Origin of the sequence: Mycolicibacter acidiphilus, from assembly GCF_018455725.1 — a bacterium.
Taxonomy (GTDB): domain Bacteria; phylum Actinomycetota; class Actinomycetes; order Mycobacteriales; family Mycobacteriaceae; genus Mycobacterium; species Mycobacterium acidiphilum.
Window position 1 is genome coordinate 1 of sequence record NZ_JAHCLR010000013.1, and the last position, 15,333, is coordinate 15,333.

Genomic DNA, 15,333 nt, shown 5'->3' on the forward strand with positions numbered 1-15,333 from the left:
TGTCGGCACCTCGTTGCTACGACGCTATGACACCGCCTTGTTTTTCGATGCGCTATGACGCCTGAGCCCGCCGGGCGACACCGACTCTCAGCGCCGCAGCGCGGCCAACTCGGCTCTCGATCGCACCCCGAGCTTCGTGTAGATCCGCGTCAGGTGGTACTGCACGGTTTTCGGGGCGATGTAGAGTTCCGCGGCCACTTCGCGATTCGAGTGCCCCTGTGCCACCAGTGACGCCACCGACTCCTCCTGCGGTGTCAGCTCGGTGTACCTGCGCGGACCCCGGAGTTGGTGCAAGCCGCCGGCTTTGAGTTCCCGGTCGCACCGCTCCACGAACGTGCGCGCCCCCAGCGACAGGTACAGTTCCCGCGCGGTGCCGATGACCGTGTCGGCGTCGCGGCGTTTGCCGGCCCGGCGCATCGTCTGGCCATAGGCGAAATTGATGCGCGCCCGGTCGTAGCGCAACGGCAGGCCGTCGAGCAGTTCCAGGGCTTCATCGAAGCACCGCCTTGCCGCGACGAGATCGCCACCGGCGCCGAGCAACCGGCCGCGCGCACTGTACAGCCGCGCCTTCGCTGAGCGGCGCTCGGAGCAGAACCGCTCATGGGAGCGCAGCAGTTCCTCGGCGCTGTCGAGCCGGCCGACGCCGATCAGCGCACCGGCCAGCACATCCACCCACGGCCACAGTGCCGGTTCGTGTAGTGCGGTGTCCCACGACGCCCGAGCCAGTGGTTCCAGGGCCCGCAGTACGGCGGCGTGATCGGCCTCGGCTTCGGCGACGACGGCGCGGGCGATCATCGCGGGCAGCCGCATCAGCTCGTAATCGCCGGGGATCGCATCGGCCGCCGATACCGCGGCCGCCGCCTCCTGCCAGGATCCGCGCAGGCCGTGCACCTGCGCCTCGGTCCACGCCAGCAGCGGTGTCACCAGTACGATCCCGGTGCGCTCGGCCAACTCCCGGCCCGCCCGGGCGGTGTGCAGTGCGCGGTCCCAGTCACCGGTGCTGAACTGCACCCGCGCCAGCCACCCCAGCGCCCACAGGGTGATCCGCGACGACCCGCCCAACTCGGCCATCGCGACGGCACTCTCCAGGTTGCTGCGGGCGCCGTCCACGCCGTCCATGCTCAGCAGGAACCAGCCGCGGCCCATCGTGACGCGCTGCGCCTGCGCCCCGTAGCCGACGCGCTCACCGAGATCGTCGTAGGCTGCCCTGGCCTCGGCGGACCGGCCGGCCGCCGCCAGGCCCAGCCCGCGGATCGCTGCCGCCTCGATGCCGGCGGGTGACTCGTCGCCGGCAAGTGTGATGGCCTGGTCGGCCCAGCGCACCAATTCTTCACCACGACACCGCATCAGCGAGTTCAGCACGTAGCGCTGCGAGATCAGTGCGGCCGTCGCCGGATGGTGTTCGACGTTGACGATGTCCCAGGCCCGGCGCAGCCGCACCTCGGCCTCGGCCGCCCGGCCGCGCAGGATGGCGAGATAGGCCAGGGTTGCGTTGCGCAACGGGGTCTCGCGCAGGCTCTCCACCACCGGGACCAGCGTTGCCGCACCGGCACAGTCGCCGGCGGCCACCAGCGCGTCGACCGACCGGGTGAACCGGTCGTCGCGCACCAGCGGGTCGGCGGTGAGCCGGCTGGCGTCGCGGAACAGGGTGGCGGCCTGCGCCCACGATCCGGCTGCGGCCCGTTCGTGCGCGAACTCCTCGACCCGGTCGGCCAGCGCGGGGTCGGTCGTCGGGCTGGCGGCGACCAGGTGGCGCAATCGACGGGTCGGATCGGTGACGAGCTCGGCGGCGCGGCGGTGCGCCGCGGCGACGGCGTGCACCCCCATGATCGCGAGGACCGCCGCGGTCGTCATCGGGTCGTGCAGCCGGGCCCGGTATTCGGCTGTCACCGAGACCAACCCGGCCGCGGCACCCTCGTCGATCGCGGTGAGCGGGTCGGCCAGGCCGGCCAACTGCACGGCGGTGTCCAGCGGTTCGGCTGCGGCGAGAATCGCCAGGGCCTCGACCAGGGCGCGGGTCTCGCCGGTGCACCGATCCAGCCGGGTGCGCACGTCGGCGGTGCGGTAGGCCGGGGCGGGCAGCGCAGTGTCCGGGGACGTCCAGACCGACGTCGGCAGCTCGTCGAGCAGTGCGAGGACGTCCCGCGCGTTTCCACCGGTGTGCCGGGTCAACCGGGTGGCCATCACCGGGTGCAGCATCAGACCGTGCAGGCGTGCCAGTTCCGCCACCGCCGCCGAATCCAGCCCGGGCAGGGGCAGCTCCTCGACGCCGAACTCGGTCAGCGCGGGCGCGAGCGTCGCCGCGGCGAGCACCACCAGCAGCGGCAGCTTCCGATGTCGCCGCACGACACTGCTCAGCGCCCGCAGTGAGGCCGGGTCGGCGTGCTGCGCGTCGTCGACGGTGATCAGCACCGGTGCGCCGGCGCCGATCCGCTCGGCCAGCCAGTCCGCCGCGGTGACCGGATCCGCCGGAGGTGTGTCCTGCAGCAGTTGGCGCAGCACGCCGCCCGCGGTGCCGGTCTCCCACACCATGGCCTGCGCGGCATAGGTCGTCGCGCCGAGTGTGTCGGTCAGGTGGTGCAGCAGCGCGGTCTTGCCGATTCCGGGCGGACCGGTCAGGCACAGCATCGCCGCACCGCGGGCCGGCGTGTCCTCGAACCGGCCGACCAGTTCGGTGAGTTGACGATCACGTCCGACGCAGGTCACGGGCACGGTGACCATCTGTGCGCAACCCCCATCCGTCGAAACGACAGTGAAGGTTCAGCACACCACAATCCGGTGCCGGGACGGGCGCTAAAACACGTATTACCGTCGCACGTGTGACCACCACCCGGATGCCCGCCGCGTTCATCGGACACGGCAGCCCGATGAACGCACTGGAACGCAACCGCTACACCGAGGCCTGGCGCGGTTTCGGTGCGGCTGTCGGTCGGCCGCGGGCGATCCTGGTGATCTCGGCGCACTGGTACATCGGCGCGACCGCGGTGACCGCGATGCCGAATCCCCGCACCATCCATGACTTCTACGGGTTTCCGCAGGAGCTGTTCGACGTCCGCTACCCGGCGCCGGGGCTGCCGGAGCTGGCCGAGCAGGTCGCCGACACCGTCAAGCCCACCTGGGTCGGCGCCGACGCCGACAGCTGGGGCATCGACCACGGCGCCTGGTCGGTGCTGGTGCACGCCTTTCCGGGGGCGGCGATTCCGGTGGTGCAACTCTCGCTCAACGGATTCAGCAGCCCCGACGAACACTTGGAGCTGGGCCGGCGGCTGGCGCCGCTGCGTGACGACGGGGTGCTGATCATCGGCAGCGGCAACATCGTGCACAACCTGGGTGCGCTGGACTTCACCAAGCCCGACAGCGGATACGACTGGGCCCGCCGCTTCGACACCGCGGCCCGCGAGATCCTGGAGAGCGCGCCGACCGAGGTGATGACGCTGGACGCCCACCCGGATTTCCGCAATGCGGTGCCGACACCCGACCACTACCTGCCGCTGCTGTACATCGCCGGCCTCGCTGATGCCGAACCGCTGAGCCCGCTGGTGGACGGCTACGCGGCCGGATCGCTGTCGATGGCCTCGTACACCCTCGGACTCGACGCTCAACCCTGATCGCCGCCGGCGACCGGCAGCACCGTTCCGGTGATGTAGGAGGCCTCGTCGGAGGCCAGGAAGCAGATCGCAGCGGCCTGCTCGTCGAGGGTCCCGTAGCGCTTGAGCAACGACGAATCCAGGGTCTGGTCGATATGCGCCTGGAACCAGGACCGCTCGGTGTCGCTTCCGGCTTCCGGTGTGCCCCGGGAGATTCGGCGCGCCGGGGCCTGGGTGCCGCCGGGTGCGGTGGCGCAGACCCGGATCCCGGCGTCGGCGTACTCCATTGCCAGCGACGCGGTGATCGCGTTGATCCCGCCCTTGGCCGCGGAATACGGGATCCGATTGACACCGCGGGTGGCCGCCGATGAGACGTTGACGATCACCCCGTGTCCGCGGTGCACCATCGACGGCAGCGCGGCACGGCAGGCGAACAGGGTGGTGAGCAGGGAGCGGTCCACCTCAGCGCGGATCTCCTCGCCGGTGAACTCGGTGAACGGCTTGAAGTTGATCGCGCCGCCGACGTTGTTGATCAGCACGTCGATATGACCGAACCGGGAGATCGCCTGCTGCACCAGGGATTGCGCCCCGTCGGGCTGCTCCAGATCCACGGTGACCGCCAGCGTCTGCGGGCTTCCCGGCACCGGGGTGTCGGTGAGTTCCCGCGCCAGTTCGACGACCAGTTCGGAGCGATCGGCCAGCACCAGCGTTCCGCCTTCGGCGTTGATCCGCCGGGCGGTGCGCTCACCGATGCCCTGCGCGGCCCCGGTCACCACCACGACCTTGCCGTCGAAGCGGCCGGGCGTGATGAACTTCGGCCGCCGGACCGCCAGCGCGTCGGCCATCGCGCGCCGCATGGTCTGCTTGGACCGGTCGGCGTGCGCGGAGATCAGGGTTCGGGCACCGGCCCGGTCACCGGCCTCGAAAGCCGCGACGATGTCGACATGGTCCTTGGCGCACAACGGGTGACACCAGGTGGCGTTGCGCAGCACCTCGTCCATCCGGCCCTTCACCCCGAGTGCCTGATAGGCCTGCAGCAGGTGCTCGTTGCCGGTCAGGGTGAACAGGTACTCGTGGAACGCCGCGTTGGTCTCGGTGTACTGGGCGGCGTCGGCGAAGTGGTCCGAGTCGACGTAGGGCAGCGTCGACTCGGCCAGCAGTCGGTAGCCGGTGAGCTGCTGGCTGGTCAACCGGCCCAGGGTCAGTTCCACCGCCCCCAGTTCCAGGGCTTCCCGGGCTTCGAAGATCGCGTCGGACTCGTGGACCGCCGGGTGCTCCTCGCCGATCTGGTAGCCGTCGGGGGCGACGGTTCCATCCGCAACGACCGCCGCCGGTGCGGGCGGGGGAGTCGGTGCGGCGCCGAAGATCTCCTGGCCGACCAGTGACCGCCCGCCGGCGGGGATCAGCTCCTCACCGGCATCCTCATCGACCAGCGGGGCGAGCGATCCGCCGGGGACCGCGGTCGGCGCGAAGAGTTCCTGACCCAGGACGGCCCGGCCGTCGGGTGCGGGGATCAGTTCGTCGCCGGGGTTCAGCGCCGTGCCGGCGCCGGTGCCCGCCGGGATCAACAGCTGACCGAGAACCCGGTGACCCAGGTCGCCCTCGGCGGTGGCCACCACGGCGTCCGGGTGGGCGATGATCTCAGCGGCCGGCAGGATGAGCTGCCCGATCACCGAGCGGGCGTCGGCGGCCGGCAGCAGTTCCTCGACCGGGGCCGGGCGCGGCCCCGGCGGGGCGGCCTGCCCGGCGTCGGCGGCGCCGTCCGGGGTCACCGGCTCGGCACCGGCGGGCAGGGCCAGCGCGAACTTCTCGTAGTAGAACCCGGTCAGCGGGAGGTCGGCATCGGTCATGTGTTTGCGGACCGCCTCCACCATCGGCGGCGGTCCGCAGACGTAGATCGCCACGTCGCCGTCGTAGAGGTGCTCGGGGGACACCAGGCTGGTCACGTAGGCCCGTTCGGGCCCGCGGTTCGGCGCGGTGCTGTTCGGGTCGGAAACACAGTAATCCCAAGTGAATCCGGGCAGTCCGGCGGCGACTTCGGCGAGCGCGTCGAGTGCCACCAGGTCGGTGTCGTTGCTCACGCCGTAGATCAGGTGCGCCCGGCGCCGGCTGCCGTCGTCACGCAGCTTCCGCAGGATCGCCAGCACCGGTGCCAGCCCGGTGCCGCCGGCCAGCAGCAGCACCGGCCGGTCGGTCTCGCGCAGGAAGAACGATCCGTGTGGCCCGGTGAATTCGAGCCGGTCGCCGACCGCGGCCCGGTCGGTCAGATACGTCGACATCACGCCACCCGGTGTCAGCTTCACCAGGAACGTCAGCCGGTTGTCGTTGGGCGCGTTGCTGAACGAGTACGAGCGGGTCTGATCGGTGCCCGGAACCGAGATGTTGGCGTACTGGCCGGGAAGGAAGGTCAACTCCGCCCGATGCGGAATCTCCACGCCGATCAGCATGGTGCTGGCCGACAACCGGTTGAGTTGCACCAGGGTTCCCGAGTAGGAGGTGGCTCGGGTCTTGGCGACCTCGGAGGTGCTGCGGATCTGCAGGATCAGATTCGAGCGCGGCTTCATCACGCACGGCAGGCAGTACCCGGCTGCCGCCTCGTCCTCGGTGAGCGCATCGGGGACATAGTTGCCGCGGTCGTAGGTTCCGGACTCGCAGAACGCCTTACAGGTGCCGCACACCCCGTCCAGGCAGTCCACCGGGATGTTCACCCGCTGGCGGTACGAGGCGCCGGCGACCGTCTGGTCTTCGGCGCAGTCGATGAAGCGGGTGACCCCGTCTTCGAATCCGAGCGCCACCTGGTGCACAGGTGCGGCGCCCTTCGCCCCGGGCGGCGTGACGGTGGATGTTTCGGCGGGCGGCGCGGGTGGCAATGTGGCAGTCATGGTGAGTCCTCAGATGTGGTAGATGTCCACGACGTGGTCGATGTAATCGTTCTTGAGCACCACCGTCTTTCGCCGGATCAGCGGCTGGTCGCCGGAGAAGTCGATGGTGTAGAACGACGTCCCGTAGTACGGGTCGACCGCCTCATAGCGGTAGTACATGGTGTGCCAGTTGAACCGGATGTCGACGACATCGCCACGCCGGTCGATGACCTCCACGTTGGCGATGTTGTGGCTGGTGCGTGGATCCGGCAGTGAGGTGGCCGAGGACCGCTCGGTGCGGATCCGGAAGACCCGGTCGTGCAGGCCGCCCTTGTTCGGGTAGTACATCAGCGAGACCTCCGTCTGGGGGTCCTCGGTGAGCCGGTCGTCGACGTCCCAGGCGGGCATCCAGAACACGACGTCGTCGCCGTAGCACTCCAGCCACTTCTCGAACTCACGGTCGTCGAGATAGCGCGCCTCGCGGTAGAGGAACTGTTCGATCGCGTTCTGGGTGATGTGCTTGGTACCGGTCGGGGTGGATTCGGTGGTGGTCATCTGATGCTCCGTTCAGTGGCCGCAGGGGCTCGGGTGGGTTCTGTTGGCGCGGAGGGCGCGGCCGGCGCTGATCGCGGCTGCGATGGCCTGCTCCCTGGCTCGTTCCTTTTCCAGTCCGTCCTGCATCGCCTCCAGCCAGTACTGGTCCTGCACGACGAACAGGCCTTCGTCCTCGGCCTTGACCCCCGAGGAAAGGACGTCGTCCATGCCGAGCGACTTGGCCACCGGGTCCGGACCGGAGAGCCAGTGCTGGGCACCGCGACTGACGTCGTTCCAGACGGCGGTGCTGGAGTGGAAAGCGTTCTGGACCGACCGGAACTCCTCCAGGTCGTCGGGGGTTGCCATCCCGGTGGCATTGAAGAAGTCCTCGTACTGACGGATCCGGTTGGCCCGGGCCTCGGGGCTCTCGCCCTTGGGTGCGATGCACCAGATGCTGATGTCGGTCCGGTCGGCCGAGACCGGCTTGATCCGGCGGATCTGGGTGGAGAACTGGTCCATCAGGTAGACGTTGGGGTACAGGCACAGGTTCCGGGATCCGGCAACCATGAACTCGCCCTTCGCTTTTCCGTGGGCTTCCCGCAGTCGGTCGATCTCGCCGTAGAGCGGTCGGTCCTCCGGGTTGGCGGCCTGGGTCCACAGGCACATGTGGCCGTGCGGGAAGGCCCAGTACCCGCCGCCCTCCTCGGCCCACTTCGACGCGTCGAGCACCTTGGTCTCGTAGGCGGAGTCGCCGGTGGTGCGCCGCGACGTGGTGGCGGCGTAGTTCCAGTGCACCGAGGTGACGTGGTAGCCGTCGGCGCCGTTCTCGATCTGCACCTTCCAGTTGGCGTGCAGCGTGTAGGTCGAGGTGCCGCGCAGCACCTCCAGCCCCTGCGGAGACTGGTCGACCAGCAGGTCGATCACCTTCGTCGCGTCACCGAGGTATTCGGTCAGCGGTGCGACGTCGGGGTTGAGGCTGCCGAACAGGAAGCCGCGGTAGCTTTCGAACCGGGCGACCTTGGTCAGGTCGTGGGATCCGTTGGTGTCGAATTCCGGTGGGTAGCCGGCCCCCTCGGGCAGCTTGACCTTGAGCAGCTTGCCGTCGTTGCGGAACGTCCAGCCGTGGAACGGGCAGGTGAACGTCGACCGGTTGTCGGTCTTGCGCCGGCAGAGGATCGCGCCGCGGTGCGAGCAGGCGTTGACCAGGCAGTGCAGTTCACCGTCCTTGTCGCGGGTGATCACGACCGGGCTGCGGCCGATGTCGGTGGTGAAGTAGTCACCGGGGTTGGGGATCTGGCTGTCGTGGGCCAGGAAGATCCAGTTCCCCTCGAACAGGTACTTCATCTCCAGTTCGAAGATCTCCGGGTCGGTGAAGATCCGGCGGTTGACTCGGTAGAGCCCCGCTGCGGGATCTTCGATCACCGCGTCGGAGAGAACGTTGGCCAGATGGTCGAGCTTGCTGGTTGCGGGTGCAGTCATCGGGTGCCTCCAAAGGTTGGTGATTCAACCCTCGCACCGGGTGTCGACCGTCACACCAGGCATGTGCCTAGTCCTGAACTGGGCATGCATTCATAAATCAAGCAAATCAATATCGTGAAAATGCATTCTTGTTCGGTATGGATGACGGTCATACGCTGGGAGTCATGGCCGACCGGATAGTCCACGCCGGCATGCCGAGACCCGAGTGAGTTGCGAGAACGCCCATGGAGCTACGTCACCTACGTTATTTCGCCGCGGTGGCCGAGACCTGTCATTTCGGCCAGGCCGCCGAGCGTCTGCACGTCGCGCAGCCCGCCCTGTCGTACGCGATCCGGCAATTGGAGGCCGAGTTGAACACCACGCTGTTCAACCGCACCACCCGGCAGGTGGCGCTCACGGCGGCCGGTGAGTATCTGCAGAAGGAGGCGGCCAGGATCCTGGCCGATGTCGACGACGTGGTGCGCGGTGTGCGCCGGGTCGCCGAAGGCCGAAGCGGCCGGGTTCGGCTGGGCCTGACCGGAACTGCCGCGGTGTCGCATCTGCCGCGGATCGCCCGGATCGTCAAGGCGGAACTGCCCGGGGTCGACCTGGAGATCCAGGCCGACCTGCTCACACCGGAGCACTGCGACGCATTGCGTTCCGGCGCACTGGATCTCGGTGTTCTCCGACCGCCCGTGGTCGGCGAGGGGCTGGACCTGCAGACGATCGCCGTCGAGGCGCTGGTGCTGGCGGTCTCGGTCGACCATCGGCTCGCGGTGGAACCGGTGGTGTCGCTGGCGGATCTGCGCAACGAACAGTTCGTCGCCTACCAGAGCCGGGAATCGGCGGTCAACGACGCCGTGCTGCGGGCCTGCCGGAACGTCGGCTTCGTTCCGCACCGCGAGTACCTGGCACCCGGTACGGCGGTGCTGCTGGCCCTGGTCGCGGCCGGAATCGGGGTTGCGGTGGTGCCCGAGTCCGCGCGCCGGCTGCCGCTGGAGGGCGTGGTGTTCCGGGATCTGCTGGACGCCGGGACCATCGAACTGGCGCTGGCCTGGCGTGCCGGACAGGACACCCCGGTGGTCGCAGCCGTCCGCAACATCGTCCGGGACGCGTTCCCGGTGCTGACCACAGGAGGTTCGGTATGAAAATCACTGCGCTGGAGGCGATCCCGTTCGCCATTCCCTATTCCAAGCCGCTGAAGTTCGCTTCGGGGGAGGTGCACGTCGCTGAGCACGTGCTGGTGCGGGTGCACACCGATGACGGAATCGTCGGTGTCGCCGAGGCGCCGCCGCGGCCGTTCACCTACGGCGAGACCCAGGCCGGCATCATCGCGGTGGTCGAACAGATCTTCGCGCCGCAGATCATCGGGTTGACGCTGCTGGAGCGCGAGACCGTCGGCGCCCGGCTGGCGCGCACGGTGGGCAATCCGACCGCCAAAGCCGCGGTGGACATGGCGATCTGGGATGCACTCGGTCACACGCTGGGTATCGGCGTCACCGAGCTGCTCGGCGGTTTCACCGACCACCTGCGGGTCAGCCACATGCTCGGCTTCGACGAGCCCGCCGTGATGGTCGCCGAAGCAGAGCGGATGCGGGACCGCTACGGGATCAGCACCTTCAAGGTGAAGGTCGGGCGCCGGCCGGTGTCGCTGGACACCGCGGTCGTGCGGGCGCTGCGCGAGCGGTTCGGCGACGAGATCGAGCTGTATGTCGACGGCAACCGCGGCTGGACGGCCGCCGAGTCGCTGCGCGCGATGCGCGAGATGGCCGACCTGGACCTGCTGTTCGCCGAGGAACTCTGCCCGGCCGACGACGTGCTCGGCCGGCGCTGGCTGGTCGGCCACCTCGACGTTCCGTTCATCGCCGACGAGTCGGTGCCCACCCCGGCCGATGTGACCCGGGAGATCCTGGGTGGATCGGCGACCGCGATCTCGATCAAGACCGCGCGCACCGGGTTCACCGGTTCGCGCCGCGTGCATCACCTCGCCGAGGGGCTCGGGCTGGAAGTGGTGCTGGGCAACCAGATCGACGGACAGCTCGGCACCGCGTGCGCGGTGAACTTCGGCGCCGCATACCAGCTCACCTCGCGGCGGGCCGGGGAGCTCTCCAACTTCCTGGACATGAGCGACGACCTGCTCGCCGAGCCGCTGCAGATCCGCGACGGCGTCCTGCATGTGCCGTCCGGTAACGGCCTCGGAGTGGAGATCGATCCCGAGAAACTCGCGCGCTACCGCAGCGATCAGTGAACAAGACAGGAGATGAAACGATGACGACGATCGACGACTCAGAACTCAGCGCGGCCGCGTCCGGCAATGCGGCCAGCGATCGATTCGCCCTCGACAAGGGGGGCTTCGAGGAGGTCAAGGACACCCCGAAGGAACGGGTCGACATGCTGGCCCGCGAGGTGCTCACCGCCGTGCACGAGACCATCCGCAAGCATCAGGTGACCTACCCCGAATACAACGCGCTGAAGGCGTGGCTGATCAAACTCGGCCACGACGGTGAGTGGCCGCTGTTCCTGGACGTGTGGGTGGAGCACGCACTCGAGGAGGTGGTCACCGCGCACCGGCACGGCAACAAAGGCACCATCGAGGGACCCTATTACGTGCCCAACGCCCCCGAGTTGGGCCCGGACGCCACCATGCCGATGCGGCCCGACGAGAAGGGCGACCCACTGGTGTGGAGCGGCACCGTCACCTCGCTGGACGGTTCGCCGCTGTCGGCGAAGCTCGAGGTCTGGCACGCCGACGACGACGGGCTCTACTCGCAGTACGCGCCGGGCCTGCCGGTGTGGAACCTGCGCGGCACCGTCTCGACCGGCCCGGACGGCAGGTTCCGGGTGGCCACGATCAAGCCCAAGCCGTACATGATCCCGACCGACGGCGCCTGCGGCCAGCTGATCTCCGCGGCCGGCTGGCACGCATGGCGCCCCGCCCACGTGCACTTCAAGGTGTCGGCGCCCGGTCATGAGCTGGTCACCGGTCAGCTGTACTTCCCCGGCGACCCGCACAACGCTGACGACGTCGCCTCCGCGGTGAAGCCGGAGTTGATGCTCGACCCGAAGCCGCAGCCGGACGGCAGCTACACGGTGACCTACAACTTCGTCCTCGACCCGGTGCAGGGCTGAGACGATGCTGTTCCACGTACGCATGGACGTGAAGATTCCACACGATCTCGACCCGCGGCAGCGGACCGAGATCGTGGCCCGGGAGAAGGCCTATTCACAGGAACTGCAGCGGTCCGGGAAATGGCCACACATCTGGCGGATCGTCGGGGAGTACTCCAACATCTCGATATTCGATGTCGAATCCAATGACGAACTGCACGAGATCATTTCGGGTCTTCCGTTATTCCCCTACATGGACATCCGGGTGACGCCGCTGGCGACGCACCCCAGCGACGTCAAGGCGGGCGATCGCTAGCACGCCTGTCGGCGGGTGGCCGACTGCAGAAGTCGGATTTGTTTTTTCGATAAACCACGACTGAACGAGGTTTGGCGGTCTTATTCTGCTGTGCATCTCCGCGCCGCGGAGACGCACCCTATGTCAGTCCTGCGGGCCACCTGGGAGGGGCGAGTGTGAACGCGAGGGCGAAGCGGCGCAAGACCAAGAGCCTGATCAGCAGGTTCTGGGTGCTCGGAGTCCTGCTCGGTGTCATCGTCGCGGCGGGCTACGGGGTCAATGTCGTCGAGCAGATGTCCAACGACATCGGCAGCCCGCCGTCGCCGCCGTCCATTCCGCCCACCGTCGTCGAGGTGAACCCGAAAAACGTGGTCTATGAGGTGTTCGGCGATATCGGCAGCGGCGGTCGGGTCACCTATGCCGACCTCAACAGCAATCCCATCGAGGAGACCCTGAGTTCACTGCCGTGGTCGCATTCGGAGACGACGATGTCGCCCGCGGCCACCCTGAGCCTGGTCTCCCAGGGCTACGGGAGTTCGCTGGGCTGCCGGATCATCGTGAACGGCGAGGTGAAGGACGAACAATTCGTCGCCCATGAGAACGCCGCCGTCTCCTGCACGGTGATTGCCGCATGACCGGCACGCCGGTGAAGCACAGTCGCTTCGCCAAACTGATTCACGCCCTGTCGATCCCGATCATCCTGTTCTGGTTGGGGCTCGCGATCGTCGTGAACGTGTTCGTGCCGCCCCTGGAGAAGACGACGGAGGCCTTCGCCGCGCCGATGATCCCCCGGGAGGCGCCGTCGTCGGCGGACGCCGTCCGCACCGGTCAGGCGTACAACGAGTCCAACTACACCAGCGTCGCCGTGGTGCTCATGGAGACGCAGGGCGGTCGCAAACTCGGTGAGCAGGACCATCGGTTCAACGACGACCTGGTGCGCCGGCTGCGCGAGGACCACAAGCACGTCCAGTCGGTGCAGGACCTGTGGGGCGATCCGGTCACCAAGTCGGGCCAGCAGAGCCCGGACGCCGAGGCCGCCACGATCACCGTCCGCCCGGCCGGTGATCAGGGCGACCGCGACCGCGAACGAGTCGATCGAAGCCATGCGCGACATCGTGGAGAAGACCCCGAAGCCGGACGACCTCAAGGTCTACGTCAGCGGGCCGGCGCCACTGGCGGGGGATACCCTCAACGCCGCCGAAGCGAGCATGGACAAGCTGACGATCGTGACGGTCGTGCTGATCCTCGCGATGCTGCTGATCGCCTACCGCTCGTTGACCCGGGCGATCGTGCCGCTGATCGGGGTGCTGATCATCCTGGCGTCGGCCAAGGGGATCGTGTCGTTCGGTGTCCAGGCGGGCCTGTTCGGCATCTCATCGTTCGCGCTGAACATGCTGGTCGCCCTGGTGCTGGGCGCCACCACCGACTACGCGATCTTCTTCCTCGGCCGCTACCTCGAAGCCCGCCAGGCCGGCCTGGACCGCCTGGAGTCCTGGTACACCTCGGTCTCGCACACCTCGCACATCGTGCTGGGTTCGGGCCTGGCGATCTCGGGGGCGACGCTGTGCCTGAGCCTCACCCGACTCGACTACTTCAAGACCCTGGGCCCGCCGTGCGCGGTGTCGATGGTGATCGCCGTCCTGGGCGGACTCACCCTGCACCCGGCGCTGATCCACGTCGTCAGCCGGGTGGTGAAGCTGAAACCGCCTGCGCCGCGGGCGAATCCGATCTGGCGCGATCTGGGCACCAGCATGGCGCGCTGGCCGGCGGCGATGATCGCGGTGGGCGCGCTGCTGGTCCCGCTGGCCATCCTGGGGCTGTCGACCTACAAGGTCAGCTACGACGACAAGCGGTTCGCGCCGGCGCGGATGGAATCCCTGCAGGGCTATGCCGCCGCGGATCGGCACTTCCAGCAGAGCCAGCTGTCCACCGACTTCCTCTATATCCAGGCCGATCACGACATGCGCAACACCACCGACATGATCGCGCTGGACCGCATCGCGAAGAACGTCTACCGCACCCCGGGCATCGCGATGGTGCAGAGCATCACCAGGCCGAATGCCCGTCCGCTGCAACATGCCTCGCTGCCGTACTCGATGGGCAGCATGGGTACGAAAATCGGTGAGAACCTCGCCTTCCTGCGGGACCGCACTGCCGACATCGACACTATCGCCGAGAAGATGGGCGCCGTCGCCGATGCGGCCAGCCGACTGGAGCAGGTCACGAACGAGTTGGCAGCCGGCACCGACGTATCGAAGGATTCCGCGGAGGAGTTGTCCACGGCGGTCGACGGGATGCGGGATCACTTCGCTGATTTCATCGATTTCTGGCAGCCGATCCGCAGCTACTTCTTCTGGGAGCCGCACTGCTTCGACATCCCCATGTGTTGGTCGACTCGAGGGGCGATGGAGATCCCCGATGACATCGACAAGATGAGCGAGGCGACCAAGCATATGGTGGACGGCCTGACCATGGTCGACATCGCCACCCCGAAGATGGCGGCCCAGACCCACGAGATGGCGCAGAACACCTACGCGATGCAGGCGCTGACGCTGACGATGCAGAGCACGATGCACGCGCTGATTCCGCAGATGGAAGCCATGATCAATCCGATGGTCGACATGGCGCAGGCGTTCGACAACGCGAAGAACGACGACTTCTTCCTGATGACGCCGGAGGGCATGGAAACCCACGACTTCAAGGTCGGCCAGGACTTCTTCGTGACCGGCGACGGCAGGGGCGCCCGCGTGATCATCTATCACGAGGGCGAGGCGATGAGCGTGGCGGGCATCAAGCAGGTCGAAGACGCGATGGCCGCCGCGAAGGAGTCCCTCAAGGGCACGTCGCTGTCGAACTCGCGACTGTACATGTCCGGTGCGGCATCGAATTACCGTGACATCAAAGACTATTCGCGCAACGACACGATCATCATGATGCTCGCGACGTTCAGCCTGGTGTTCGCGATCATCGTGGTGCTGACCCGGGCGCTGGTCGGCGGGATCGTCGTACTGTTCACGGTGATCCTGTCGTTCGCTGCGGCCTACGGGCTGTCCAGTTTCATCTGGCACCAACTGCTGCACGTGGAGTTGTACTGGCTGACGCTGCCGATCGCGTTCATCGTGCTGGTCGCGGTCGGTTGCGACTACAACCTGCTGCTGCTGTCGCGCTACCAGGAGGAGATCCACGCCGGGATCAAGACCGGCATCATCCGGGCGATGGGCAGCGCCGGAAGCTCGGTGGTCACCGCCGGTGTCGTCTTCGCGATCACCATGCTGGCCCTGCTGTCCAGCGACGTCCTCAACGTCGGCCAGGCCGGCTCGACGATCTGCATCGGGCTGCTCTTCGACATGCTGATCGTGCGGATATTCCTGGTGATGCCGTTGGCGCGGGTGCTCGGCAAGTGGTTCTGGTGGCCGGAGAAGCTCCCGGAACGGCACCCGGAGCCGACACCCGAGGCTGCCCCCTCGACGCCGTAGTGACCCGCGGACGC

Annotated in this window: 10 protein-coding genes and 1 pseudogene; 7 read left to right on the plus strand and 4 right to left on the minus strand. The window is 67.8% G+C overall.

The features are described 5' to 3' along the window. Nucleotides 1-87: 87 nt before the first annotated feature. Nucleotides 88-2,721, minus strand: a complete 2,634-nt coding sequence (locus KIH27_RS08425; protein WP_214092493.1) for a helix-turn-helix transcriptional regulator — start codon at nt 2,719-2,721, stop codon at nt 88-90. A 113-nt stretch (nt 2,722-2,834) separates the two neighbouring features. Here KIH27_RS08425 and ygiD point away from each other — a divergent pair, with 113 nt between their 5' ends. Next, on the plus strand, nt 2,835-3,608 hold the full coding sequence (gene ygiD / locus KIH27_RS08430; protein WP_214092585.1) for a 4,5-DOPA-extradiol-dioxygenase: 774 nt from the start codon (nt 2,835-2,837) through the stop codon (nt 3,606-3,608). Here the strand turns inward: ygiD and benC are convergent. Genes benC through KIH27_RS08445 form a run of 3 tightly spaced genes read right to left on the minus strand, consistent with a single transcriptional unit; the run spans nt 3,599 to nt 8,461 of the window. Continuing rightward, nucleotides 3,599-6,469, minus strand: coding sequence for a benzoate 1,2-dioxygenase electron transfer component BenC (gene benC, locus KIH27_RS08435; RefSeq protein ID WP_214092494.1), 2,871 nt, complete (start codon nt 6,467-6,469; stop codon nt 3,599-3,601). The genes ygiD and benC overlap by 10 nt on opposite strands. A gap of 9 nt (nt 6,470-6,478) precedes the next feature. After that, nucleotides 6,479-7,003 (minus strand): benzoate 1,2-dioxygenase small subunit, encoded by a 525-nt coding sequence (benB, locus tag KIH27_RS08440; RefSeq protein WP_214092495.1) that lies wholly within the window; start codon nt 7,001-7,003, stop codon nt 6,479-6,481. Nucleotides 7,004-7,015: 12 nt separating this feature from the next. After that, a complete protein-coding gene (locus KIH27_RS08445) occupies nt 7,016-8,461 on the minus strand; it encodes a Rieske 2Fe-2S domain-containing protein (protein WP_214092496.1) in 1,446 nt (481 codons plus the stop codon). A 224-nt stretch (nt 8,462-8,685) separates the two neighbouring features. On the opposite strand from KIH27_RS08445, the gene KIH27_RS08450 reads away from it, so the two are divergent. The 6 genes and pseudogenes from KIH27_RS08450 to KIH27_RS08475 all read left to right on the plus strand — a co-directional run bounded on the left by KIH27_RS08450 (nt 8,686) and on the right by KIH27_RS08475 (nt 15,319). Next, nucleotides 8,686-9,588 carry a LysR substrate-binding domain-containing protein gene (locus KIH27_RS08450; protein WP_214092497.1) on the plus strand — a complete coding sequence of 301 codons (903 nt, stop codon included), beginning with the start codon at nt 8,686-8,688 and terminating at the stop codon, nt 9,586-9,588. Then, nucleotides 9,585-10,688 carry a mandelate racemase/muconate lactonizing enzyme family protein gene (locus KIH27_RS08455; protein WP_214092498.1) on the plus strand — a complete coding sequence of 368 codons (1,104 nt, stop codon included), beginning with the start codon at nt 9,585-9,587 and terminating at the stop codon, nt 10,686-10,688. Before KIH27_RS08450 ends, KIH27_RS08455 begins: the two co-directional genes overlap by 4 nt. 20 nt (nt 10,689-10,708) lie before the next feature. Beyond that, on the plus strand, nt 10,709-11,569 hold the full coding sequence (gene catA, locus KIH27_RS08460; protein ID WP_214092499.1) for a catechol 1,2-dioxygenase: 861 nt from the start codon (nt 10,709-10,711) through the stop codon (nt 11,567-11,569). A 4-nt stretch (nt 11,570-11,573) separates the two neighbouring features. Further along, nucleotides 11,574-11,864, plus strand: coding sequence for a muconolactone Delta-isomerase (gene catC / locus KIH27_RS08465; protein WP_214092500.1), 291 nt, complete (start codon nt 11,574-11,576; stop codon nt 11,862-11,864). A 209-nt stretch (nt 11,865-12,073) separates the two neighbouring features. After that, a complete protein-coding gene (locus KIH27_RS08470) occupies nt 12,074-12,478 on the plus strand; it encodes an MmpS family transport accessory protein (protein WP_214092586.1) in 405 nt (134 codons plus the stop codon). Further along, nucleotides 12,475-15,319: pseudogene (locus tag KIH27_RS08475) on the plus strand (MMPL/RND family transporter). The gene KIH27_RS08470 and the pseudogene KIH27_RS08475 overlap by 4 nt, the downstream one beginning before the upstream one ends. The last annotated feature ends 14 nt before the right edge of the window (nt 15,320-15,333 follow it).

What these genes read in the sequence shown, in the direction of transcription:
- KIH27_RS08455 (WP_214092498.1), top strand. Translation starts at nt 9,585, where the DNA reads ATGAAAATCACTGCGCTGGAGGCGATCCCGTTCGCCATTCCCTATTCC.
- benB (WP_214092495.1), bottom strand. Translation starts at nt 7,003, where the DNA reads ATGACCACCACCGAATCCACCCCGACCGGTACCAAGCACATCACCCAG.
- KIH27_RS08445 (WP_214092496.1), bottom strand. Translation starts at nt 8,461, where the DNA reads ATGACTGCACCCGCAACCAGCAAGCTCGACCATCTGGCCAACGTTCTC.
- catC (WP_214092500.1), top strand. Translation starts at nt 11,574, where the DNA reads ATGCTGTTCCACGTACGCATGGACGTGAAGATTCCACACGATCTCGAC.
- KIH27_RS08450 (WP_214092497.1), top strand. Translation starts at nt 8,686, where the DNA reads ATGGAGCTACGTCACCTACGTTATTTCGCCGCGGTGGCCGAGACCTGT.
- catA (WP_214092499.1), top strand. Translation starts at nt 10,709, where the DNA reads ATGACGACGATCGACGACTCAGAACTCAGCGCGGCCGCGTCCGGCAAT.
- ygiD (WP_214092585.1), top strand. Translation starts at nt 2,835, where the DNA reads ATGCCCGCCGCGTTCATCGGACACGGCAGCCCGATGAACGCACTGGAA.
- benC (WP_214092494.1), bottom strand. Translation starts at nt 6,469, where the DNA reads ATGACTGCCACATTGCCACCCGCGCCGCCCGCCGAAACATCCACCGTC.
- KIH27_RS08425 (WP_214092493.1), bottom strand. Translation starts at nt 2,721, where the DNA reads ATGGTCACCGTGCCCGTGACCTGCGTCGGACGTGATCGTCAACTCACC.